At 46.0% G+C, this 24361-nt stretch carries 21 protein-coding genes; 6 read left to right on the forward strand and 15 right to left on the reverse strand.

The annotated features are described in order from the left end of the window. Positions 1 to 39: 39 nt before the first annotated feature. The 4 genes from JGK20_RS28885 to JGK20_RS28900 form a co-directional block, all read right to left on the reverse strand. Positions 40 to 1719: a hypothetical protein gene (locus JGK20_RS28885; RefSeq protein ID WP_293217905.1), complete on the reverse strand. Its 1680-nt coding sequence runs from the start codon at positions 1717 to 1719 to the stop codon at positions 40 to 42. 301 nt (positions 1720 to 2020) lie between these two features. After that, complete coding sequence (locus JGK20_RS28890; protein WP_293179145.1) at positions 2021 to 2971, reverse strand: ABC transporter ATP-binding protein; 951 nt, start codon at positions 2969 to 2971, stop codon at positions 2021 to 2023. Between the two features lie 439 nt (positions 2972 to 3410). Further along, on the reverse strand, positions 3411 to 3800 hold the full coding sequence (locus tag JGK20_RS28895; protein WP_293233035.1) for an MAPEG family protein: 390 nt from the start codon (positions 3798 to 3800) through the stop codon (positions 3411 to 3413). Between the two features lie 128 nt (positions 3801 to 3928). Beyond that, positions 3929 to 4471 (reverse strand): PadR family transcriptional regulator, encoded by a 543-nt coding sequence (locus tag JGK20_RS28900; protein WP_293179139.1) that lies wholly within the window; start codon positions 4469 to 4471, stop codon positions 3929 to 3931. 121 nt (positions 4472 to 4592) lie between these two features. Between JGK20_RS28900 and JGK20_RS28905 the strand changes: the two genes are divergently transcribed. Further along, the gene (locus JGK20_RS28905; protein WP_293195781.1) at positions 4593 to 4997 is read left to right on the forward strand and encodes a DUF4188 domain-containing protein; all 405 of its coding nucleotides are present in this window, start codon (positions 4593 to 4595) and stop codon (positions 4995 to 4997) included. 369 nt (positions 4998 to 5366) lie between these two features. Here JGK20_RS28905 and JGK20_RS28910 read toward each other — a convergent pair whose 3' ends face one another. Further along, complete coding sequence (locus JGK20_RS28910; protein WP_293195784.1) at positions 5367 to 5582, reverse strand: hypothetical protein; 216 nt, start codon at positions 5580 to 5582, stop codon at positions 5367 to 5369. 133 nt (positions 5583 to 5715) lie between these two features. Then, positions 5716 to 6855, reverse strand: a complete 1140-nt coding sequence (locus JGK20_RS28915) for a helix-turn-helix transcriptional regulator (RefSeq protein WP_293233037.1) — start codon at positions 6853 to 6855, stop codon at positions 5716 to 5718. Between the two features lie 614 nt (positions 6856 to 7469). Here JGK20_RS28915 and JGK20_RS28920 point away from each other — a divergent pair. Continuing rightward, positions 7470 to 8504 (forward strand): RRXRR domain-containing protein, encoded by a 1035-nt coding sequence (locus JGK20_RS28920; RefSeq protein WP_293179127.1) that lies wholly within the window; start codon positions 7470 to 7472, stop codon positions 8502 to 8504. Positions 8505 to 8550: 46 nt separating this feature from the next. Beyond that, on the forward strand, positions 8551 to 12168 hold the full coding sequence (locus JGK20_RS28925; RefSeq protein ID WP_293233039.1) for an NACHT domain-containing protein: 3618 nt from the start codon (positions 8551 to 8553) through the stop codon (positions 12166 to 12168). A 121-nt stretch (positions 12169 to 12289) separates the two neighbouring features. On the opposite strand, the gene JGK20_RS28930 is transcribed toward JGK20_RS28925, so the two are convergent. From JGK20_RS28930 to JGK20_RS28950, 5 genes are all read right to left on the reverse strand, one after another. Then, positions 12290 to 12454 (reverse strand): hypothetical protein, encoded by a 165-nt coding sequence (locus JGK20_RS28930; RefSeq protein ID WP_293179121.1) that lies wholly within the window; start codon positions 12452 to 12454, stop codon positions 12290 to 12292. A 107-nt stretch (positions 12455 to 12561) separates the two neighbouring features. Next, positions 12562 to 13347, reverse strand: coding sequence for a calcium-binding protein (locus JGK20_RS28935; RefSeq protein WP_293233041.1), 786 nt, complete (start codon positions 13345 to 13347; stop codon positions 12562 to 12564). A 474-nt stretch (positions 13348 to 13821) separates the two neighbouring features. After that, positions 13822 to 14607 (reverse strand): calcium-binding protein, encoded by a 786-nt coding sequence (locus tag JGK20_RS28940; protein ID WP_293233043.1) that lies wholly within the window; start codon positions 14605 to 14607, stop codon positions 13822 to 13824. 21 nt (positions 14608 to 14628) lie between these two features. Beyond that, a complete protein-coding gene (locus JGK20_RS28945; RefSeq protein ID WP_293179112.1) occupies positions 14629 to 14760 on the reverse strand; it encodes a hypothetical protein in 132 nt (43 codons plus the stop codon). Positions 14761 to 15673: 913 nt separating this feature from the next. Further along, positions 15674 to 16897: a calcium-binding protein gene (locus JGK20_RS28950; protein ID WP_293210192.1), complete on the reverse strand. Its 1224-nt coding sequence runs from the start codon at positions 16895 to 16897 to the stop codon at positions 15674 to 15676. 391 nt (positions 16898 to 17288) lie between these two features. On the opposite strand from JGK20_RS28950, the gene JGK20_RS28955 reads away from it, so the two are divergent. Next, positions 17289 to 17813 carry a dual specificity protein phosphatase family protein gene (locus JGK20_RS28955; RefSeq protein ID WP_293185276.1) on the forward strand — a complete coding sequence of 175 codons (525 nt, stop codon included), beginning with the start codon at positions 17289 to 17291 and terminating at the stop codon, positions 17811 to 17813. Between the two features lie 346 nt (positions 17814 to 18159). Here the strand turns inward: JGK20_RS28955 and JGK20_RS28960 are convergent, their stop codons facing one another. The 3 genes from JGK20_RS28960 to rnhA form a co-directional block, all read right to left on the reverse strand. After that, complete coding sequence (locus JGK20_RS28960) at positions 18160 to 18927, reverse strand: alpha/beta fold hydrolase (protein WP_293233045.1); 768 nt, start codon at positions 18925 to 18927, stop codon at positions 18160 to 18162. A 195-nt stretch (positions 18928 to 19122) separates the two neighbouring features. Beyond that, the gene (locus JGK20_RS28965; protein WP_293233047.1) at positions 19123 to 19761 is read right to left on the reverse strand and encodes a pentapeptide repeat-containing protein; all 639 of its coding nucleotides are present in this window, start codon (positions 19759 to 19761) and stop codon (positions 19123 to 19125) included. Between the two features lie 176 nt (positions 19762 to 19937). After that, entirely contained in the window at positions 19938 to 20831 is an 894-nt protein-coding gene (gene rnhA / locus JGK20_RS28970) for a ribonuclease HI (protein ID WP_293185270.1), read from the reverse strand. A gap of 81 nt (positions 20832 to 20912) precedes the next feature. Here rnhA and JGK20_RS28975 point away from each other — a divergent pair, with 81 nt between their 5' ends. Further along, positions 20913 to 23681, forward strand: a complete 2769-nt coding sequence (locus JGK20_RS28975) for a filamentous hemagglutinin N-terminal domain-containing protein (RefSeq protein ID WP_293233049.1) — start codon at positions 20913 to 20915, stop codon at positions 23679 to 23681. Next, the gene (locus JGK20_RS28980; RefSeq protein WP_293233051.1) at positions 23600 to 24082 is read left to right on the forward strand and encodes a hypothetical protein; all 483 of its coding nucleotides are present in this window, start codon (positions 23600 to 23602) and stop codon (positions 24080 to 24082) included. The genes JGK20_RS28975 and JGK20_RS28980 overlap by 82 nt, the downstream gene beginning before the upstream one ends. Before the next feature lie 27 nt (positions 24083 to 24109). Here the strand turns inward: JGK20_RS28980 and JGK20_RS28985 are convergent. Beyond that, positions 24110 to 24361: hypothetical protein (locus JGK20_RS28985; RefSeq protein ID WP_293233053.1), on the reverse strand; the 252-nt coding region annotated here is incomplete at its 5' end.

Consider the following 24361-nt stretch of genomic DNA (forward strand, 5'->3'; position numbering starts at 1 on the left):
CCACCGATTGCGATCGGGGCGCACTGCATTCTCCCTTTTTCAAGCCTTCAGCAAAGCTTTAGATGCCGATTCCCCAGCGATTCGGAGTTGCCTCCTCAATTGCAGATTCAGCAGCACCAACACAGTCCACTGGCAGAGTATCGAGACACAAATGTCATATATTGACTGGTCTCTCAAGGCAGATGAAGATCCAAAGATGGGAAATACTAAAGACAGCCAAATGAAAGGAGCTTTTGCTGGGTAGAGGGAAAGCACAGACAAAATAATTGGTGGTAAAAGGATAGCCCCTCCGACTGTACAAGTCGCCCAAACTGCTTGATTTCGGATTTTTGCGAACATGAATAGCTGAGTGAGGCCGGCGTAAATCAGGATAAGATTGATAAACGCAATCATCGCAGGAAAAGCGGTGTGATTCACCAGCAGCCAAGGTGTTAAAATCATTGTCGAACTGAGGAGATTGATTGCTATTGCAATTGGTGCTGGACTTTTTTCGCTCCAAATTAAATCGAGTATTGGGTATTTGCGCCACAACTTCTGACTACTCGGAACGATTTGTTTCCGATACCTCGCCCAATCATACAAAGCTTGTCTTTCCGAGGTTAAAGCCGCAATCAAAGCTAAAAAAACCATCAAATTTGGGATCGACAAACAGACGATTTCATCAAGGGAGTATTTATTTGATTGGAGTGCAAATCCTAAAATTATTGACTGATAGGAAATCACCAGCAAATAACTTTGTCGCTTGCTCAAAACAGTTGCGGTGGGGTTGGGAAAGCGACGCTGCCATCCCTGGTATATCCAATAGGTTGCCACTGCACAAATCAATAAAGATAAGGCGGTAGAAGACACAAGATTTTTGCCAATCTGCAAATGGAACCATTCCAGACTATCGAACTCCTCAGTTAACCAGTTAAGGTTAGAATGGGATGACTCATTAACTTGATAAGCTACCTGTTTCAAGACAGCAGCCGGAGAGAAAAATGCTAACAAGTCCGCAGCATTGCCGACTGATGGTGCCTTAAAAGCTGTGCTAATAAAACCCAAAACCGCAGCACTAGCCAGCCAAGGCTGAAACCCTCCCAACCAACTGGTTGTTAAACCAAATAGCATTGCACCGCTGTAAAATAAAGCACAGCTAGCTACCATTGCTATGTCGAAACATAAAATATGATGCAGAGGTATTTGAGCTGCTAATCCGCTGTACAGGTGCAGCGGTACAGCAAGAATTGCTGCCAGATACAGTAAAATTGGGACGCCGAGAATTTTACCCAGAAAAATTGTGTTGGCAGATTGGGGGCTGAGGCGAATAAAGTTGAGTGTACCTCGACGTTCCTCTTTGTCTAAGTCGCTCACAAGCATATAAGTGCCGGCTACTAAAAGTGCGATCGCACTAAATATGCTCAGGTAAACGAATATTTCTAGCCACCAAGAGGGCCAGTTAATGATGAAATTTCCTGCCGCATCTTGGATACACTTGATTGCATCACTTTTGGGATTGCCATCAAATCCAGTGCAGAATCTGTGATGAATGGGGTACTTGTAATCGCTGGGAAGAGGCGCAACGGGTATCTGGCTCCTCGACGACAAAAACAGCACCAGTTGACTGCTGAGGGAAAGGACGCTGGCGATCGCAATATTGCCCATTTTCAGCCGGCCTTTAAGTTCTCGAAATAACTGGGAATTCCAGTTACCGATTGTGTCTAGCAAGTTGAGAGTCATAGATAATTGTTTTGAGTTGTGAGTGAACAATTGGAAATCGGGTGATTTATTTAATAGTCTTGAACTGGGTGCAGCGACCTGTGCAAGGCAAATATGTTTGTAGGGGCGAAGCATGACCGCAGTCAATATGGGATTATAACTAATAACTTATATGCGGTCATGCTTCGCCCTCTTCAAAACCCAGATGCACCCATTGAACGCATTTAGACCACAGAAACCGGGTTTTTTTGTGAGTCTCGTGGCTCCGATGAAAGATTTTGGTAAAAACCAGGTTTTTGACCGCCCGTGCGTCCAAGGCTATTTAAGATGCTTGTTTGTGTCCCATTTTCAGAAAGATAGTTTCTAAGTCTTCTTGAGTGCAGTGAAATTCTGTGAGGGGAATATTGGCATTGACGAGCGATCGCAATAAATTCGCTGCATCTTCCCGGCTTCCTGAAAAATGAACGCACACCTGCTGAGTTTCCGGCACTATTTCCCAACTTTCAACCCAAGGAAAGTTCTTGAGTTCGGATGTCAGTGCTTCTATATTGCCCAAAGTTGACAGGAAAATTTGCTGTTTCCCGAGGCGTTTGTAAAGTTCTTGTAAAGGGGCGCTTTCCACAAGATAGCCCAATTCCATAATCCCTACCCAGGTGCAAAGTTCGGCTAAATCGCTGAGAACGTGGGATGATATGACTACGGTCATGCCGGCTTGTTGCAAGGATTTGATGATTTCGCGAAATTGCGATCGCGCGATCGGATCTAAACCCGAAACTGGTTCGTCTAACAGCAACAACAGCGGTTCGTGAATAATCGTGCGCCCCAAACTCAGGCGCTGCTTCATTCCCCGCGACAGAGTGGAAATTAAGCTGTTGCGCTTGTTGGTTAATTGCACGAGTTCTAAAACTGCATAGATGCGCTCTCTGCGCCGGGGTTGTCGCAGGTTGTAGAGTCTGGCAAAGTAATCTAAATAATCGCAAACAGTCAAATCGTCGTAAAGCGGAAAATCGTCGGGAAGAAAACCGATGCGCTGTTTGAGAGTGGGATTAGATCGATCGCGCAACAAGCGTTTGCCGTTGATGTAAATCTCCCCTGTAGTAGGTTCTTCAGCGGAGGCCAACATTCGCAGCAAGGTAGTTTTGCCCGCACCGTTGGGGCCGATGAGTCCGCAGATTTCGCCAGCGGCGACTTGCAAGTCGATGTCATTGACGGCAATATGGCGATCGAATTGTTTGGTAAGTCCGCGAGTGTCTATTGCTAATTCTTTTGCCATAGTTAAAAGGCGAGTGAAATTGGCTGCGGTTTGTCTCTAGAAAAGGAAGTTTAAGCTTGTATCTAGCTTAGCCTTTTGATACAGCAGTTGTCAGGGGGATTGCGGAAAATTAACTGTTAAATTTTAAAAAGATTACGATTTATGTTTAAAAATAAGCTCGCTCAGTATTTAAACTAAATCTCAAAAATAATCCAACTTTTGTGGCCTGGGGACGCGAGTCAGTCCAAAATGTAAAAACTAAAACAGCTTATTATTATACCAGCCAAAGATTGCTAACGCGATTCCATAATTTAGGTTGGTTAGCGAAATCACAGACAGTAATTTTAGACGATCTATAGACTTGTAAGTAAGGTGCGTCAGACTTAGGCTGCGTGCGAAATAATTAGATTGTGGGCTTGACGCACCCTACAATATATGTGTTCGTTGTGTAAGTCATCAACTACAAAACTGCCATAACAATTAAGGCTAACAAGCAGCTTAACTGCATCCCTAAGCTTAATACCCTAAACATGGGATTGAGACCGGCGATGTGAATCATTGAATGCAGCAGCCGAAATACAATGTAGGCAACAATCAGCGAATCTACGGCTATTCCAGAGACGCCCCTAACTGTTAGCATAAAAAAAACTCCCAAATACAAAGGCAGGTTTTCTATCAAGTTAGATTGTACTCTAAATAGTCGCCACAGCAAGCTTTCATCGTTTTGTGTACCAAAATCTTTGGGAGATCCGCCCGCAGATAGATGCCGAATCCTGACTGCTATGAGGGCGATGACAATTGCGATCGTCCACAGGATGAAAATTACCAAACCCCAGAGAGGGAGGGTCATATTTGTCGTTTGAATTTGGATCATCTTTCTACCTGGCGAAACTGCTGCTAATACTTTAGAAAAGTTACCACTCAGGAATCTAGGAGAAAATTGCAGAATTTTAGTAAAAAATTGCCTTCGCCTTGCACTTATTGCAGCAACAGCAGGATCTCGTCACACCAAGCTAGCCAGCCTGTTTCGTAGTGAATCCCGCGCAGTAAAGTCATGTACTGAAATTTTAGGCTGTTTGACAACTTTTGGGGATTTGTAAATTCCTGGGTTTTAATTTGTTGATAAATCATTAATCGCTGCTGATGTTGCTGGCGGTGCACTTCGAGTTTTGCCACGATTATCTGAGGAGACACCAGATAGCCAGCATAGAGTTTGACGAGTAACTCATCTTTGATTGGTGCCATCTCCTCCGACTCAGCAATCCATTGACACAACTGCTGTTTACCCAATCCCGTCACGGTATAGATACGTTTGTCGGGTCGATTTTCCTGCTGTACGGATTCGGCTTGCAGCCACTGCTTTTCTTCGAGGCGGCTCAATTCTCGGTAAATCTGCTGGAAGCTGGCACTCCAAAAAAAACCAACCGATCCTTCCACAGAGGGATTGAAGCGCTTGGCTAGGTCGTAGCCACTGCTGGGGGCGCTTACTAAGACTGACAGAATGGCATAGCTAAGAGACATAGGCTAGGGGTTGACATACTCACTAAGTTGAATATATCATAAATTGTATATTCAATTTAGTGAATAGTCGTGAGATTGAATATGTAATTTCCAGGTAGTAAGATTTTCAAGGAGTTTGAAGATGGCAAATGCAAACAGATATTCGATTTACCAGATCGATTTGCCGGATCGCGCGGAAGCAGTGGTGTTTGTCAACGGCTTTGTGGCACGCGATCGCGCGGGGTTTTTCTGGATGTGGAAAAATCTAGTGTCGATCGGCACTTCGACTGGTAAAGCTGAAGGCTGCGTGCAAGTGAAAGCAGGAATTTGTGGGCCAAAGGAAGTGATTATGGTCAGTTACTGGCGTTCAGAAGCCGATCTGAAACAGTTTTTCCGAGGTGAAGCCCATCGGCGGATGATGCAGTTTGTGTTGAAAAATCCTGATAGCCTCTGTTTGTATAACGAGACATACACACCTTCGCAAAGTGGGAAATACAGCCACGAACCGCAAGGGATGGCAACGCTTTATCCTAGTTTTGCAAAATGAGCAATAACGTGCCAAGTAGCTTGATGTTCGGGCAGCATCCCAATTTGGTAAAAAGCATTTTTTACGCAGTGCGAGCGTCTCGCTCGCGTGCTTTATAAAGCTTTGCTGTGCGGGGACAGCACTACAAATGCAAAACTGAGATGCTCCCGCTGAGGTAACAGAAAATCTGATGTCAGTTCTCGGCTAAAATCAATTAGCTCGATCTGCTTTTGCTGTGGTATTTCATCTTTCGCTAAAAAAAAGTAAATCTAAAATCTACCAGAAAGAATTGGTTGAAAGCCGGAACCATTTGAGGGAGAAATTAAAAAGACGATTCATTACTCCAATTCTCTGACTTAAGGGTAGAGGTAGCTCTCAAACTGTCAACTGTCAACTGTCAACTGTCAACTGTTGAAAATCTACAATCGACTGAGGGCCACACCATTCGATCGAGCAAATGTTCGATCGCACTTGGGAGATTCTCGCAAAAACCAGTGTGTACCCGTTTTCTTGAGGAATTACCGTAATCGCGATCGCAAGTGCGATCGACTCGTCATTCGTCTGGGCGATCGAATCATAATCTTCTGGATTCACAAGATTTGACATGATTTTTAAATCACCTAAAGTAACCAAAGAGAGATAGAAATCGATTTTGGAAAATGAGCCGATTCTACTAAGAAGCCGGAATTCTTATCCATCCTAACAACTCCTTTGGGAATACAATCAGTAAATTCCCACTTTAACGAAGTTTCCCAAGCTGTTTCAAAGCACTTACTACCGCCTCCGCACGAGTTTGTACTCCCAGCTTTGAGTAGATATGTTCTAAATACTTTCTGACTGTACCAATGCTCAGACTCAGTGTTGCCGCAATTTCTGGATTAGTCTTACCTTGCGTCACCTCAAACAATACTTCTGTTTCCCGCTTGGTTAATCCTAGGAATTCCAAAGATACGGATGATAGAGTTAAAAACTCCTCTTCTTCAAGCAACAATAGATATTTTTCCAGCGGTTGCTCAGTCAGAAAGCGTACAATTAATTGTTTTCCTGCTTGTTCTAATTTCAGCGGTAAATGAGGTGCAGGGATTTCATCACTTGGTGTTACCAGCGACAACTGATATTTAACCCATCTCTGCAAATTGTCTGGCAAACATTTTGTTGAAAAATGTGAGTCTTGAAAATACTGTTTCAGCCAATGCAAAGCTCGTTCGCTCATGAATTGAACTTGCCCATCTCCGTTGAGAGAAATAATTCCTAATGCCTCCAGAGTATGACGCTGTTCTACCCACTCCTGTTCTATTTGGGTAAACTGATTCATGTTTTGCTGGGCTTGTACCAGATGAGGGTGCAGTAAATTGAATAAATAGCGATCGCGCTCAGTAAAAATCCGATCTCCCAAAAGTGTAATCGCAATAATATCATCTTGTCCAGAGTAGAGCTTGCTCGCAGATTTAGCAGCCAAAGCAAGAGGTAGTGAAACTGCGATCAGATCCTTGATTCCTCTAGGCTGCATCACCTTTCCATACAATCCTTCCAGACGGTGCAGTTGCTGCTCGTTTAAGAAGTCTGAAACCTTATGCGCTCGATTGTCACGAGTTCGGAGATAATTACCGACTAGAGGGTTTTCGTAAAAATGCTGGTGAGCAACTTTCTCAAAATTCACTGTATCAAGGCGATCGAACCCAGGGGCGGGTTTATAGTCGAGGGAGGTAGTCTTGCTATTCTCGAAGGAGAGGGTGGTGTAGGTGTAATCTACTGCGGAAATAACCTTCGAGACGATCGCCAGCAGATGAGATGAGAAATCCTCAACGCTACAAGTTTTGTATAGTTCCTGTAGGCATCCTGAAAAAATTTGAAAATCATGCTGAGTTAAGTGTTGCATTGTCCCTGATAAAATAGTCGCTAATCATTCGGACTCGATATAGAGTAAGACGAGTTGCGAGGAGAAATAGATGCTTTTGTATCTTTTTTGTAACAATTGACTACGGCAAATGACGGGTTGAATCTAGATTTGAGATATGACAAGCTTTAAAAACAGTTGACAGTTGACCTGGGACAGTTGACAGTTGACCTGGGACAGTTGACAGTTGACCTGGGACAGTTGACAGTTGATTAACATAACAAAAACGGTTTGTAGTGCGGACTTCAGTCCGCAGCTTGAGAGCGGACACTCCCGACGCACGCGCGATCGAATCTTATAGCGGTTAAATGACACTACGAATGTAACAACAAGTCCTAAGTTCAAGTTGGAATAGTTGAAATAGTTAAAATGTCACTAACCCCAGCCTTAAGGCATGGGGCTTGAAAGAGGGAGATTCACCAACTTCTTAATTTGAGACTAAAATAGTGTCTAGACGCCAACCGCATCGTTGGGACAAAAAACTGAACAGCCTGGGCGTGGTAGCTCGAAATACGTCAAGAATGCCTCCCTAGTTTTTAACCTCTATAGCTGTCAGTGTCGAAGGGAAATATATACTCGCAAGAGACTTACCGTAAATGTTTGTACCAGTTCTAGATAGTGAAAACAGACCGCTAATGCCTACTACGCCAAGTCGTGCGCGGCGTTGGATTAAGGCGGGCATCGCCACCCCATTTTGGAAAAAAGGAGTGTTTTGCGTTCGACTCAATGTAGAACCATCAAACACGCACCGCCAACCAATAGCAGTTGGTATTGACCCAGGTTCAAAGCGAGAAGCTTTTACAGTCAAATCCAAAGCTCATGCCTACCTCAACGTGCAAACCCACGCCGTCGATTGGGTGAAAGACCATATTGAGACACGGCGAAATATGCGACGCGCCAGACGTTTTCGCAAGACGCCATGCCGCCAAAACCGAGCAAACCGACTGGTCAACAAACATCGCCTGCCCCCATCGACTAAGGCGAGGTGGCAGTGGAAATTAAGAATAGCTAAATGGCTAACCTTGATGTTTCCGGTATCAACTTTCGTCGTCGAAGATATCAAAGCCCGAAAGAGGAAAAACGCACGCAAGTGGAACGTGTCGTTTAGCCCTCTGGAAGTAGGCAAACGCTGGTTTTATCGGGAACTTACTCGTATTGCACACCTTGAAATCAAAACGGGTAACGATACCTACAATCTGCGTCAAAGTCTGGGACTCAAGAAATCAAAGCAGAAATTGTCAAACAAATTTGAGGCTCACTGCGTTGATTCTTGGGTGCTTGCTAATTGGTATGTTGGAGGACATTTTGAACCCGATAACACAGTGTTGATAGAAGTGATGCCTCTGGAGTTTCACAGAAGACAGCTACATCGATTGCAACACGCTCCCGGTCATATTCGTTCTAGATATGGCGGTACGATTAGCGCAGGGTTTAAACGCGGCTCAATCGTCAAACATCCCAAGTATGGGTTTTGCTATGTCGGTGGCTGGCAAGCGTCACCAACGAAAAAAGACCCAAACCGGAAAACAATTAGTTTGCACAGTTTAGGGACTGGCAAGCGGTTGTGCCAAAATGCGTTGCCGGGAGATTGTAAGTTTTTGTCCCCGAACTCGTGGCGCATTGCCAATTAATTGTAAAGCCGTCCTATAAGGACGGGGTTTCACACCGATTTTTCTGATGACTAAACTGCCGCAAAAGCGCAAGCGCCGAGGCGTGATTCTTTCAGATTGGGGTTTGCAGCGTCTACAGAATACCCAGGAACAATTAGCCATTGCTGAAAATGGCGGTTCTGCTTACACATTAGAGCGATTAAGCAATTTGACAGGGCTCAGTGCTCGATCGATCGGACGGCTGCGAAGTGGCAAAGCAGCAGTCGATCGCCAAACCCTAGAAGAGTTATTTCGCGCCTTTAACCTGACTATAACCGAGCAAGACTACATCCAGCCAGAACCAACAACCGCAGAACGCCAGCCTGTAAAGTCGATCGCCCAAAATTGGGGAGAAGCCATAGATGTTTCCCGCTTTTACGGGCGTACCGCAGAACTTACCACCCTCACCCAATGGATTTTACAAGATAATTGTCGGTTGGTGTGTATTTTTGGGATTGGTGGCATCGGGAAAACCGCTTTATCTGTCAAATTAGCAGAACAGCTACAAAACCAATTTAGCTACGTCATTTGGCGAAGCCTCCGCAATGCCCCGCCGCCGGAAATTTTCTTAGCAGAATTAGTCTCATTTCTCTCAGGACAACAGGATACAAAAGCAGAAATTAGCAGCTTGATTCAGTGTCTGCGGAATCATCGCTGTCTGATCGTTATAGACAATACCGAAAGCCTGTCACAACCAGGGGATCAGAGTGGACAATATCGTCCCGGCTATGAAGCTTACGGAGAAATGTTGCGCGCGGTGGCCGAAACTCGCCATCAAAGCTGTTTGGTGTTAACCACCAGGGAAAAATGCCCTCAATTTGCTCAATCGGAAGCGGGCGACTTAGCAGTACAAAGCTTGTCCTTGGGCGGTTGTCCAGAAGCCTCCGAAGCATTGATTGAGGCGACGGAATTAACTGGATCGGACAGTCAAAAACAGGATTTGTGCGATCGCTATCGATGCAATCCCCTAGCCTTAAAAATCGTTGCCACCACCATTCGAGATTTGTTCAGCGGCAATATTGGTCTTTTCCTAGAACAAAACGTTACTGTATTTGGTGATGTTTCAGATTTGATTCAACAACAATGCAGTCGTCTTTCAATCTTAGAGACTCAAGTAATGTGCTGGTTGGCGATCGATCGCGAATGGGTTTTCTTTGCCGAACTTCGAGAAGATTTGAATGCTGGCATATCCCAAACGCAGTTGATGGAAGCCCTGCAAAATTTGAAATGGCGATCGTTGATTGAAACTAACGCAGGTCAGTTTACATTACAACCTGTGGTGATGGAATATGTCACGCAGACACTGATCGATCGCATTTGTGACGAAATTGCCGATCGCTCATCGCCGACTCCATTGTCAAATTCTTCCCTATTGCAAACCCATGCCTTAATCAAAGCACAGGACAAAGACTACATTCGCGACAGCCAAAATCGCATGATTTTAAAGCCACTGAGCGATCGGTTGCTGAGTCAATTGGGTTCTCAAAAAGACATCGCATATCAACTAAAACAAATTCTATATCGCCTGCAAACCGAGTGTCCGAATCAGGCTGGATACACTGGTGGCAATATTATCAATCTATTACGCCACCTTCAGATTGACCTAACTGACTACGACTTTTCCTATCTCAGCATTTGGCAAGCCGATCTTCAGGATGTGAACCTGCATCGAGTCAATTTCACCCATTCTGACCTATCAAAATCGCGGTTTACCCAACCGTTAGGCAGTATTTTAAGGGTTGCATTTAGCCCCGACAGTCAACTGCTAGCAACTGGAGATAGCAATAATCTGGTGTCCCTATGGCAAGTTTCTAACGGACAATCCAGAGCCATATTTAGATCGCATCACGGTTGGGTTTGGGCGCTGGCTTGGAGTCTCTTTCCCTTGCCTCTTAACGGGGGAAACGAAGCAGGGTATGTCCTCGCCAGCGGCGGTGCCGATCGAACTATCAGACTGTGGAGTATTGAATCAGAAAGTTGTTTGGCAATCTTGCAAGGACATCAGACTACCATCAGAACCCTAGCATGGCAGCCGCACGGACACATCCTTGCTAGCGGGGACGATCGCCAGATTCGACTGTGGGATACTCGTACCAAAGAATGTTGCCAGATTTTGCAGGGCCACAGTAATTGGGTGATGTTTGTTGCTTGGAGTCCCGACGGTCAAATCCTCGCCAGTGCTTCCTTAGATGGAACGGTTCGAGTCTGGGATATACAGAATGGTGAGTGCCTGAAAATCTTATCCGAACATACTAAGGGAATTTGGTCAATTGCTTGGAGTCCCAACGGAGAACTTCTCGCCACAGGGAGTCAAGATCGAACCGTGAAGATTTGGGATGCCGACAGCGGTAAATGTCTCAAAACCTTGCAAAGAGACGATCGGGCAGTATTTTCAGTCGCCTGGAGTCCCGATAGCAGAATGCTCGCCAGCGCTAGCGGAGACCAGAATATCGCGATCTGGGATATAGAAAGCAGTCAATGCTTGCAAACCTTACAGGGAGACAGCAATTCGATTTGGAACGTGACTGTAGCTTGGAGCCCAGACGGGAAAACGATCGCCAGTGGTTCCCACGATCAAACCGTGCGACTGTGGGAGGTCGATCGCAGTCGATCGAATCAGTGCCGAAATTTCAAAACATTGCAGGGATACAGCAATTCTATGTTTGCGGCGGTTTGGAGTCCCGATGGTACGATCCTTGCCAGCAGCAGTGGCGATCGTCTGGTTCGGTTGTGGAATCCTCGCACAGGTCAATGTTTGAAAACATTAAAGGGTCACACCAATTGGATTTGGGGTTTAGCCTGGAGTCCCGATGGCACTACCCTTGCTAGCGGATCCGATGACTGCACGGTTCGACTCTGGGATGCCAGCAGCGGCCAATGTTTGGCAACCCTCGAAGGACACGCAGCCTGGGTTTGGGCTGTCGCTTGGAGTCCCGACAGTCAAATTCTTGCCAGCGCGGCGGGCGGCCTGAATATTCGGTTGTGGGATGTTAAGCACCGGAAATGCCTGAACATCTTGCAGGGAAATGACAGTTGGGTTGGGAGTTTAGCCTGGAGTCCCCACGGCAAAATCCTTGCTAGCGGTTCCCACGATGGAAATCTGCGACTCTGGGATAGCAGCACCGGTCAATGCGTGGATGTCTTGCAGGGACATGAAAGTTCCATTAGATATGTATCTTGGAGCCCGGATGGCCAAACCCTTGCTAGTGCTTCCCAGGATCTGAGCATCCGACTCTGGGATAGCTGTACTGGCAAGTGTCTGAAAATTTTGCAGGGACACAGCGATATGGTAAAAGCAGCAGTCTGGAGTCCTGACGGTGAAATGCTGGCCAGTTGTTCGCACGATCGAACTATTCGACTCTGGGATGCGGGCACGGGAGAATGCACGAAAATTCTACAGGGACATACAAGTCAAATTTGGTCTGTTGCTTGGCGTCCTGTTGTCTCGAATGAGGCAGAAAATCGCGACTTTGTTCTTGCAAGCACCAGCGCTGATGAGACGATTAAGCTGTGGGATGTCAACACAGGTGAATGTTTGAAAACTCTCAGAGCCGATCGCCCCTATGAAGCTATGAATATTACCGGAGTCACGGGTATTACACAAGCTCAGAAAGCCACTTTGGAGGTGTTGGGGGCACACAGTTGACAGTTGACAGTTGACAGTTGACAGTTGACAGTTGACAGTTGACAGTTGACAGTTGATACCCGGTTTCTTAAAGAAACCGGGTTTCTATGTACCTCACTTACCACCAAACCAGATTTGGGATCTAAACCAAATTGTTAGCTACCGAACTGTCTACTGTATCGTTGCCTCCGAGCATCGAAACTCCCAAAGGAAAATTATTGGCATCTGCGATCGACAAAAAAACTGTTTCGGATGTATTGTCGCCAATTAAGCGGCGCGGTTCGGATGGATCTGTTTGTAAAGCCATGATGTCTTACCTGATAAAAAATCTCGGTTTTGATGCAGAATTTTTGCTAGAAACAGGGTTTCTATGTACCTCACTTACCACCAAACCAGATTTGGGATCGTGGCAAATTAAAATCCTTGAACCGAGATGATATTGCCTTGAACCTGGGCTGGAGTTACACCATCAACAAAACCCAATATATTGCCGGAATTTTTAACTTTGATGAGAGTTCCTGTCGTTACAATAGGGCCAGGATTTAGTAAACTTGTCAGACCTTGGTCTTTTAAAACTTGTGGCCCGTCAAACCCCAATATAATTGTCACATTTGTCAGGTTTTCCAAAACTACATCGCCAGCAGTCAAACCCCCTGCTAATCCAATTCGATCGAAACCAACTCTGAAAAGGCTAATCAGATCCGCATTATTGATATCTGTAACTCCGGGTTCTGCTTGCAAGACATACAAGTTGCTGCCGATTTTAGGCCCAGAAATATTGTCATCAAATCCCAATAAAATATCTCGTCCCAAACCCCCAATAAGAGTGTCATACCCATTACCGCTAACTAAGAAATCATTGCCTCTACCGCCCAATAAAATATCGTTTCCCCCAAACCCATAAATCAAATCTGCATCTTGCCCTCCGCTGAGATAGTCATTTCCAGCCTCTCCACCTAGTAAGTCTTTCCCCCTGCCTCCAAATAAGGAATCATTACCCGAGTTTCCCCTGAGAACGTCTTCTCCTTCATTGCCATACACCAAATTGTTAGCTGCTGAAATGTTAACTGTATCGTCACCTTCGAGCATCCAGACTCCCAAAGGAAAATTATTGGCATCTGCGATCGATAAAAAAACGTTTTCGGATGTATTGTCACCAATTAAGCGGCGCGGTTCCGATGGATCTGGTTGTAAAGCCATGATGTCTTACCTGATAAAAAGTTGTCATTGAAATAATGAACCTAGAATTGTTTAACAACAATTAAAATTCAAATAATTACAATTTTTGGAGTTAAACAAATAGGTAAAGTCGCATGAAATTTGCAAGCTGACTATTTATGGGTCGCAGTGCCTATAAACAGACTCAAGCTTTTGATTAAAATTCTTACAAATTTAAACAGTGCTCCGACTTATCAGCACATTAACAAAATAACTCAACTCCATGAATCATGTCCAGGACAGTTAGCCACTTAAGCTAGCCACTTAAGAAAGGCTACCAAACAAAAGATTTTTTAATTTTCAAAGCGCCGATGTTAATTTTTTATGTTCCGGCACACAAATAATCAAAGACCGGGTTTTTTACCAAAATCCTTGGTTGAAGTCCATAGATTAGGTAAAAAACCCGGTTTTTTTTAGCTAATTTGTCCAGGAATGTCCTAGCAAGCGCGACAAGTCCTAAGGAACAAAGACGATATCCGAATCGGGACGAAATCCACCCGGTATTTTGGCAAATTGCTGGTTTTTAAACGACAGCGCACCAGTGCTGTTATTGTATTGAAATTCACTGACTGAAGACACTCCCATTCCACTTACCGAGACTTGGACTTTATCACCTTCCCAGTAATGAAAGTCTTGGATCAAATCAATGCCTTCATAGGCGGGGGTGGAGTAAAAAATGAAATTATCTGCTCCACCACCACCAAAGAGAGTGTCATTTCCTGGTTCACCAGAAAGATTATCGTTGCCATAACCACCGTCGAGGTAGTCATTACCGAAGGAGCCAAGCAAGAGGTCGTTGTCATATCCACCGTCAAGAGTGTCGTTACCAGTCCAACCATCTAAGGTGTCGTTGCCGGCTTCTCCGTAGAGTTTATCAGCAGAATCGGTACTATTGAATAAACCATTGCTACCGTTGATATAATCATTACCTCCACCTCCCCAGACAGTATCCGCGCCTTGTTCGCCATAGAGGTAGTCATTATCCTCTTCACCGAAGATCTGGTCATTGCCCGAGTATCCCCACAAGGTATCATTTCCAGACCCTCCATACATCGTATCGTTGCCTGCCCCGCCAGATGAGGAGTCGTTACCCGCTAAGGCATAGATAGTATCAGCCCCGCTAGTACCATCCAAATACGTATCGTTGAATGATGTACCGATAATTGGCTTTGCCATCGGAATTTCTCCTAAAATTTGTAGTTTGTTTGCTTGTTTTCTCTGGTTCTCAAAGTTCAGAACCAATCTGCAATTTGCGAATTAGATTCACAATCGATCGATTTTGCGATCGCACAGATACAAGCTGTCGCGATAGGTGAGCGTCGCACTAAACACATTGCTGTGAATCTGAGTTGAATGCGAATTAGAACAATCGGAAATGCCACAATAATTAAACATTATTTAGGTAATTTCCTGATTGGTTGAAATCTAACGCTGCACGCTGATATATCTACTTTGTCCTGAGTGACAGCCAATGTCCAGGACATTTAGACAGTTAAGCTAGCCACTTAAGCTAATATCAAAAAACCACCTATAGATTAAGATTGAAAGATAAATATTACTAAGATTTAATTTTTTTTTAGCAGGGTTAGATTCAGCCATTCAGTCAGTTATGCTGTCATCTAAACAAACAAAAGAGTGCCCAATGGGTACTCTTTTGTTTGCATCCGGTATTGTAACTAGCACGCTACTATAGACTTGTAGGGTGCATCAGATTTTTATGTTTCCCAAAAGGTACGTTGTTGCGCTTCAGCGCTCTTTCTAAATATAACACTGCGAGCGAAAGATTCGCGGACGCTGTTGGGATGAACTCACTCCTTAGAGTTATTGTGTAGCAAGGTATGCGCCTAACAACTCGATTTACAGTCATACCTCATCTATCGCTCGAAAGGCTATATAAAAGAGCGCTGAAGCGCAACTACGTGCCTTTCCGGAGCGCTGAAGCGCAACTACGTGCCTTTCCGGAGCGCTCAAGCGCAACTACGTGCCTTTCCGGAGCGCTCAAGCGCAACTACGTGCCTTTCCGGAGCGCTCAAGCGCGCGCTCAAGCGCAACTACGTGCCTTTCCGGAGCGCTCAAGCGCAACTACGTGCCTTTCCGGAGCGCTCAAGCGCAACAACATACCTTTCCGGAGCGCTCAAGCGCAACAACATACCTTTCCGGAGCGCTCAAGCGCAACTACATACCTAAGATTTAGTGGGGGCAGAACATCCTGTCTGCCCCGTAAATTGCTGATTGAAAATGGTGTAATATCTGAGTTAAACGGACTTAATGTCAAGTCTGTTTAACTCAGATACAATTCAATTCATCCTCATGGCAATAGCACAATATCTCGGGATACTAAGAAGTCTGCTGGCTTATTCTCAAGAGTGGCAAACTTAACTTGACCGAAGAATAAATCACCAGTAGTCTTGCTATAGCTGAATTGGTTTAGGGAAGTAGCACCAAAACTGCGGTGAATTTCAATTTTGTCAACTTCACTTTTCTGGAAGTCTTTGATGGTGTCAATTCCTGTAGGAGCAAAATAGAATCTGAATCCATCCGCGCCTGCACCACCGTAGAGAATGTTATTGCCAGCAGCATCGATATCGCCACCACCAGTTAAGACATCATTACCATTTCCGCCATAAAGAAGGTCATCGCCACCACCACCAGAAAGTTGGTCATTATCATCGTTGCCGTAGAGGATATCGTTACCTTTCATGCCTTGTATGTCATCATTTCCAGCATCACCTAAAAGCGTGTCAATTCCATTACCACCAAGAATGATATCTCTGCCACCTCTACCATTGATTAAATCGTCTCCATCCTCACCTTTGAGGAAGTTCTTGCCAGCGTTACCCAGCATATAATTATTCAATTCGTTACCAGTGCCATCGATATCAGCAGCATCACTCAAGGTGAGGTTTTCGACGTTTGCACCCAAAGTATAGCTGATAGTGGAAGTGACTACGGTATCAGTACCTTCGGCAGCTTTCTCGGTAACTAAATCAGCAACATTATCAACCAAATAAAGGTCATTACCGCTACCACCATTCATGTCGTCGGCACCAGCACGACCATATATGATGTCGTCGCCTGTACCACCATAGATTTGGTCATCGCCATCACCACCATCTAGGAAGTCGTTACCACCTCCACCAAATAAGTAATCGCGATCGCCTAAACCATAGAGAGAGTTGTTCGCATCATTACCTAGAATAGCATTGTGCGCGTTGTTTCCCGTCGCATCAATGGCAGCGGTTCCCTTCAAATGCAGGTCTTCGACGTTCACTCCTAAAGTGTAGCTGACGGTAGATTCTACCAGATCGATACCTTCGGCAGCAGACTCAGTAACTACGTCAGCAATATTATCGACAATGTACTTATCATTACCGCTACCACCATACATTTTGTCTGCACCAGAACCACCATCAAGCTCATCATCTCCTGCTTTACCGTAGAGAGTGTCGTTGCCTGCTAAACCTGTGAGAGTATCGTTATCAGGAGTGCCATGTAGTAAGTCGTCTTTGGGAGTACCTGGAATCTTAGCCATGTTAAATTTCTCCAAAAAAAATGATGAATTTGTCTGAACTGTATCGGGCACTATAAAGTGTCGCGATACGTTAAGAACTTATCTACAAATTGCAAATCTAATTGGCTATTTGCAGATGCCAGATGCGGCGATAGGTGAGCATTGCACTCAAGACTTTGCTGTGAATTTGAGTGAAATGTGAATTGAAATAATAGGACAGATCGCCATACTTAAATAGCATGGGGTTGATTGCCTGATTGGTTGAAATCTAACGCTGCACGCTGATATATCAACTTTGTCCTGATTTATGGTGAACGTCCAGGACAGTTAGACAGTTAAGCTAGCCACTTAAGAAGTAAAGTAAGAATATCTAAAAATCTCTAAGTTATTTTAGGATTGAAATTGAGGGCTGATGTACAAGTTTGCGGCGGCTGCGGAGGATGAATTAGTTGTGTTTGGTGCGGCCAAACCGGGCTACCGCGATGAGGAAGTTGCTGGCTGGATTGATTTTATGCGGCGACAGAAGATCGATCGAGTTTGTTGCTTGCTTCCCCAGACACAACTCATCGGCTATGGTGACTTGTTGGGAAGCTATGGAAATGTTTTTGGGTGCGATCGCGTTTGCTGGGCTCCGATCGCAGATTTTGAATTGGCCGATCGCGAAATTTTAGTCGATCGCATTTTACCGTTTTTGACATCTGCAAGTCGATCGGGCGATCGGGTGGTGGTTCACTGTGCTGGCGGGATTGGGCGCACAGGACAGGTTTTGGCTGCTTGGTTGGTTAGCGGGCGGGGTTTTTCTAACCAAAAGGCGATCGCGGCTGTGAAAAAAACTGGCAGAAATCCTTATGAAGCTGCGATCGCTGCTGTTTTCAAGGGTCGAAATCCGTGGAAAGTCGCTGCTGAACTTGATGCTTTGTTGGATGATTGTCGTTGACAGTTGACAGTTGACAGTTGACAGTTGACAGTTGACAGTTGACAGTTGATCGCTTGAGTGCACTTGATAAAGGAAGGAGGAGGATTGGAGTAATGATATCGTTTCCGGTTACATCGATGTTGTTTAAACAGTCACCGGAAAAGGGTTCCGGCTTTCAACCAATTCTTGGTGGTTAAAAAGTCGGTTTCTGATCTCGCAAATGCCTAAATGGTGTTCAACATAGGAGATCGATCGCCTTCAATGACTATTGACTATTGACTATTGACTGCTGACTACCCTTCGGCTTCGCTCGGGGGGCGAGCTGACTACTGTCAACTGACTACTGTCAACTGTCAACTGTCAACTGTCAACTGCAGTGGCTGGTTTCTGGTATGACTGTGGTGGCAATTTGGGGGCGCAGTATGTGGAGGCTGAAAGGCCAGGAGTTGGCCGGCGCGAGGACTGCTGAGATTTGGGTGCCCGGAGTTGCAAGGATGCGATCGATCGCACCAACTGCATCGTAAGCAAACATACCTTTGTACATACCGATGAGACGATCGCGCGGCGTGGCTGCGAGGCGTGCGATCGTGGTTTCGCGCGTCGCAGTTGTACCGCCGTCGAGGGCTTGGGAGAACTTTTCCTCTGCCGCAGCGCGGTAGCTGTCGCCCGCTAGCGCTGCGAGGAAGGGAACCATCTGTTCTTCGTACACGGAGGGCGGCAGGTAGTTAAAGTCACCGGGGGGATCGGCTAGGATGACGCGGGTGATGCGAGTTGGGGCGCAGTCGGCGGTGGCGAGGACGACGAGGGAACCGAAGCTGTGTCCGACGAGGGCTACTTGGGGGATATTCAGCGCGTCGAGGATGGTGATGATGTCGGTGGCGCAGCTATCGGGGGTGTAGTCGCCGTCTGCGGGCGGATCGGATGCGCCGTGGCCCCGGAGGTCGATCGCCAAAATGCGCTGGTTTTGGCCGAGATTGGCGCGCAAAAGTGCGATCGTCTCGTCCCAGACTCCGAGGTGGTATGCCATACCGTGTACGAAGAGGACGGGGATGGGTTCTGCTTCTGCGCTGCTTGCTGCGCCCGTGTCGGTGAGATTGAGTCGCCCCGCTGGGCCGGTGACAGTTGCAATGTGCATAAAATACCTGGACTTTAACGTTGTTCGGATTGGTTCGTAGTGCGGACTTCAGTCCGCATAATGCTACGGACTGAAGTCCGCACTACGAACCGTTTTTGTCATGGTAATCGACCGGAAGCGATCTGCGCGATCGCAAATATGAATCATAATTGGAACCTGCGGCATGAATAATTTGCAGTCGCCCCTCAACTTGTTTTACTCAAAGATAGCCCCATCCAAGCAAGCTTTTTTCAAGTCTACTTTACCTAAAGTTGCACCTCTTAAATCAGCATTTGTTAAGTCAGCATTACTTAAATCTACATTAGTCAAATCGGCACCTCTGAGATTAGCATTGCTTAAATTTGCCCCAGCTAAATTTGCCCTCACAATTTGTGACTTATGCAATTTGCAGCCACTCAAATTAGCCGATTGCATCTGTGCTGCTGCTAAAATTGCTTTATTTAAATTAGTGCCGCTCAGGTCAGCCAAATTCAATTTGGCATAACTCAGATCGATGTTTTCCAAACAAAGTTGGCTCAATTGAGCGCATCTCAAGTTAGCATTAACAAAATATCTGTCTCCCGCCGCATAACGGCGCAGCAATTCGTCAACTCCCAGCCGAGTTAAAACCGGTTCTGCCGCCTTTTGATAGCACCACGATGTCTCCAGCAAACTCGCGGCTGTTTCAATTGCTACCTTGTCGGATTTAGGTAGAACCAAGCTATTGCAGCCATCCCACTCGCCGCCTAGCATAAATGCCATTTCAGAAGCTGCTGCAATTGAGTCGCAAAGCAAAACGGTTTCTGGTTTGGGTGGCAGCCAGTTCATTAAAGCGATCGAACTCTTGTTTTTCACTGTTTATTCAGGATTTGTTCGCGTTTCTTAAATTATAAGTTAAATTATTTTTCCTCTCTGGAAACAGGTAAGGTGCGCTGCGCGCACCTACCGTTTGAGTTCTTGCAATTAGTCCTAGATATTGCAGCAGTCAGAAGGCCTTTGTCACAATCTGACTGAGGACTTATGACTGATGATTAATCAGTCGTACTAACGTGGTCGATGCGCTCTAATTGCCAGAGAATTTGGTTGCCCTCGCGGCGCACGCGAGAAACTACCCAGTTGCGCCAAACCCAGTTGTCTCCGCGGCTGGTGACAGCGCTGGCATTTACATCCATCAAATCAGCCAGTTCAGAACTGGTAATCAAGTAGCCTTTGGTGGCAACTTCGTCAGCTATGTGCAACGTCTCGATCAGGTTGCGGAGTTCCTGAACCCTCACCTCGCGGGGTAAGTTCTCCAGGGTATCGGCAGTTGAATCCATCATGGTAGAGTTGGAGATCGGAAGGTCAGAAGTTATGACATAGGATTCTATCGTTTTGTTACCAGTTGTGTCCGTTTCTTCCAAAACAATTGGGTTTTCAATGTCTAGCGGCGATGACCCAGACTCATCTGTTGTTGGTCGATGCTGTTGCAGGGCGGGAGTGCGATTGTGAGAGAAGCTGCGGGCAATTTCATCGCATCTGTCGTTGTAGAAGTCGCCGGAGTGGCCGCGGACGTGTTCCCACTTGATTTGTCGGGAATTCAGCTTGTCTAGCAGGTGCCAAAGGTCTTGGTTGACGACATCTTTGCCTGTTGAGGTTTTCCAGCCTTTGTTTTTCCAGCCTTGAATCCATTTGGTGATGCCGTTTTTAACGTATTCGCTGTCGGTGTAAACGGTGACTGGTTCGGTTTGACCGGAATTGGCAAAAAATTCTAATGCAGCGACGGCCGCCTGCATTTCCATGCGGTTGTTGGTAGTTTGAGGGTCTGCACCTCCGAGTTCGTGACATTTGCCGTCGGCGAAGCAGATGACTGCACCCCAACCGCCGGGGCCTGGATTGCCGGAACAAGCGCCGTCTGTGTACAAGCTTTTGATTGTGGGAGTTGTCATGAGTTAATTAATTTGTTATTTACGATTATTTTGTTCGCGGGTGCGATAATTGAGGGAAATTGCGATCGACTGTAGATGCCCATGAAAAACGTCAACTTAAAGATTAAAAAGGTCGGGCTATTTGTTTGTCCGTTTTCTTTGTTAATTTTTAATACTTTCGCCCAGGCGCAAACAGTTGTGCCTGCTGCTGACGGTACTGGCACTGCTGTCATCCGCAATGGTAACCGCTACGATATTAACGGTGGCAGTTTGTCGGGAGACGGGGCGAATCTTTTTCACAGTTTTGGGCAGTTCGGCTTGAATGAAGGTCAAGTTGCTAATTTTCTGACTAATTCGGCTATTCAAAATATATTAGCTCGCATTGCTGGTGGGAACCCTTCGCTAATTAATGGTTTAATTACGGTCACGGGTGGCAATTCTAATCTGTTTTTAATTAATCCTGCGGGGATTGTGTTTGGCCCGAACGCGAGTTTGAATGTGCCAGGTGCTTTTACTGCGACTACTGCTAATAATGTGGGTTTTGGTTCTAATTGGTTTAATGCGGCAGGTACAAATAATTTTAGTGCCTTAGTTGGTGCGCCAAATGCTTTTTATTTTGGGGCGAATCAACCGGGAAGTATTGTTAATGCTGGCAATTTGGCTGTGACTCCGGGCCAAAGTTTGGCTTTGCTGGGCGGTACGGTTTTGAGTACGGGGCAGTTGTCGGCACCGGGCGGGCAAATTACTGTTGCTGCTGTTCCGGGCGAGAATGTTTTGCGGATCAGTCAACGGGGGCTTTTGTTGAATTTGGAAATACCAACTGACCAGAATTTGCGTAATTCTCAACAAAGTTTAAATCCTGTTTCTTTGCCGCAGTTGCTGACAGGTTCTGCACAAAATCAGGCGACGGGTGTTGCTGTTGCTGCTGATGGTAGCGTGCAGCTTGTGGACTCTGGTTTGCAGGTGAATTCTGGGGATGTGGCGATCGCTGCTGGGAATATATCTGTACTTCCGCAGGTGAATGCGGGAAGTGCGACTATTTCGGCGGCGGGAAATCTGACGTTAGCGGGGGCTAGGCTGCAAACTGCGGGGGATTTGAACTTGCTGGCACGGGATGCGGTGCGGGTTCGCGATCGCGTGCAGAATCCTTTTTTGGCGAAGGCTGGGGGGAATTTAGAGATTAGGGCCGATCGCGCGATCGACATTCTCACCTTAAACGCTACCGGCGGCTTATCTCTTCCCCCGCAATTTCAAAGCGGTGGCAATTTGAGTTTAGTCAGCAACGGTGTAATTTCTGGGGATGCTCACTTTGCTTCAAGGGGCAATTTTTTGGTGCGGAATCTGTCGGGAAGGCCGGGAAATTTTGTCAGTTTATTTGACCCGATTATCAGTTCCGAAGGTGATGTTTTATTGGGAGATTATACTGGGGTTTCGCTGAAAGTCGAGGCGAGGGGTAGCATTGTTGCGGAGGATATTACAATTACCGGCCCGGATGTTGGATTGCGGACTGAAAATGCGACTTCAGATCCAGATATTGCTATTTTAACTAGCAGTCCAGCCTTAATTCTCCGGGCGGGAGTAGCAAGTTTGGCAAATCCGGTGAGTATTTCTTCTGACAGTGTAGATGATGATAGTATTTTCACTTCGACGCCAATTTTGAGTGGCAGAACTTTGATTTCTGTGGAAAACATTTCCGCAGGCGGGCCAGTGATTTTGTCGGCGGCGCAAGAGGTGGCAACTAGAAATATTAATGGCGGTCAAATTAATCTCGAAAGCAGGGAAGGGGCTGTGATAGTTGGAGGCAGATTAACGTCTGCTTCGACGATTAATATTCAGGCTGCTAACAATATTAATTTGACAAATGACATCGTTCCGGCTGATATCAACGGCAATATTACTCTGAATTCGACTGGGGGCAATATAGTAACTCGCGCGATCGACACTGGGAATTCTGGGGCGATCGCACTCACAGCATTCGGCAATGTCAATTTCGGGAATTTGCGGGGTTCTCAAGTTAATGTTATCAGCAACTCCGGCGCTCTGGGAGTGTTGAACGATCCCAATACAATCGTCCCAAATACTACACCTGCCAGCGTTACAGCAACCGAGAATGTCACTTTGGCAGCTCCTGGGGACTTAAACGTGGGGAACCTCACGGGTGCGACTGTCGGAGCTACCAGCCGCACCGGAAATGTCGCTACGGGTGCGATCGCCTCTACGGGAGATGTCAGAGTTGTAGCGGGACAGCAAATCATTACAGCGCCAATCACTGTTAATCCGATCGCAGCAAATCCAGTTAATCCTACTACTCCCACAGTCAATCTGGACGCGAACACTAATATTAATGTAGCATCGGTTAATGCTCCCACTGCCACCGTTGCTTTGAGAGCAACCAACAACTTAACTGCCGGAAATTTGCAGGGGGGAGCAGTGGATGTTTCCAGCACCACGGGGAATATTACAACTACTAATACTGCATCAACAGGAAATATCAATATCAGGGCTCCTGGAAATGTAATAAACTCAGGAAATTTGCAGGGTATCGGAGTTAATGTTGCCAGCAATTCGGGAACTGTTACCACTGGTAATACCAACGCTACAGGTAATGTAGATTTGACAGCTTTTGGCAATTTAAATGCCGGGAATTTGCAGGGAGTTGGGATTAATCTTAACAGCACTACCGGAAATGTCACCGCTGGTAATCTCACCGCTGCCGAACAAGTTGGGATTTCGGCGCTCCGGCTGCGAGCATTGTTTCGAGAACACCGACTAACTTTACTGCGGGTGATTTGCAAGGAAGTTCAGTTGATGTTAATAGCGGTGGCAATATTGCGATCGGCAATACTTTGTCAACGGGCAATATTAATTTAAATGCGGTGGGAAATGTGACTGCGGGTAATTTGCAGGGAGTAGGAATTGATTTAACTAGCCGTAGGGGAAATGTCACTACTGGTAATATCAATGCTACGGAAGTTGTGGAAATTTTAGCGGGAAGGCAAATCAGAACCGGGGCAATAAATGTTAATCCTGTGGTTGTCGATCGCACTTCTGGAGTAAATCTTAACGCTCAAAATGATATTAGCATTGCATCCATCAATGCTCCGGGCGGTACGGTGAATATCCAGACTCCGGGTTTGGTGCGGGTGACGGGTACTTTTGACCAAAACGGTACTCCTGTGAGTGTCTCGACTGTTGGCGGCACTCAACCGGGTACAGTGAGGAAATGGAACGGCTGGGGCGATCGCGAGCAATGCGGATGGTACGATTACTGAGGGACAATCTTTCATAAATTCTTACACTCAGGGCAATAGTGCGATCGTCACTACCAACCAGCCAATTAATCCCAACCAACCAATTAATCCGAATAATCCGAATAATCCCAACCAACCAACTAATCCCGAGAATCCAATTAATCCGAATAATCCCGAGAATCCAATTAATCCGAATAATCCAATTAATCCGAATAATCCCGAGAATCCAATTAATCCGAATAATCCAATTAATCCGAATAATCCCGAGAATCCAATTAATCCGAATAATCCGAATAATCC

The organism is Microcoleus sp. PH2017_05_CCC_O_A, assembly GCF_020738785.1.
Classification (GTDB): domain Bacteria; phylum Cyanobacteriota; class Cyanobacteriia; order Cyanobacteriales; family Microcoleaceae; genus Microcoleus.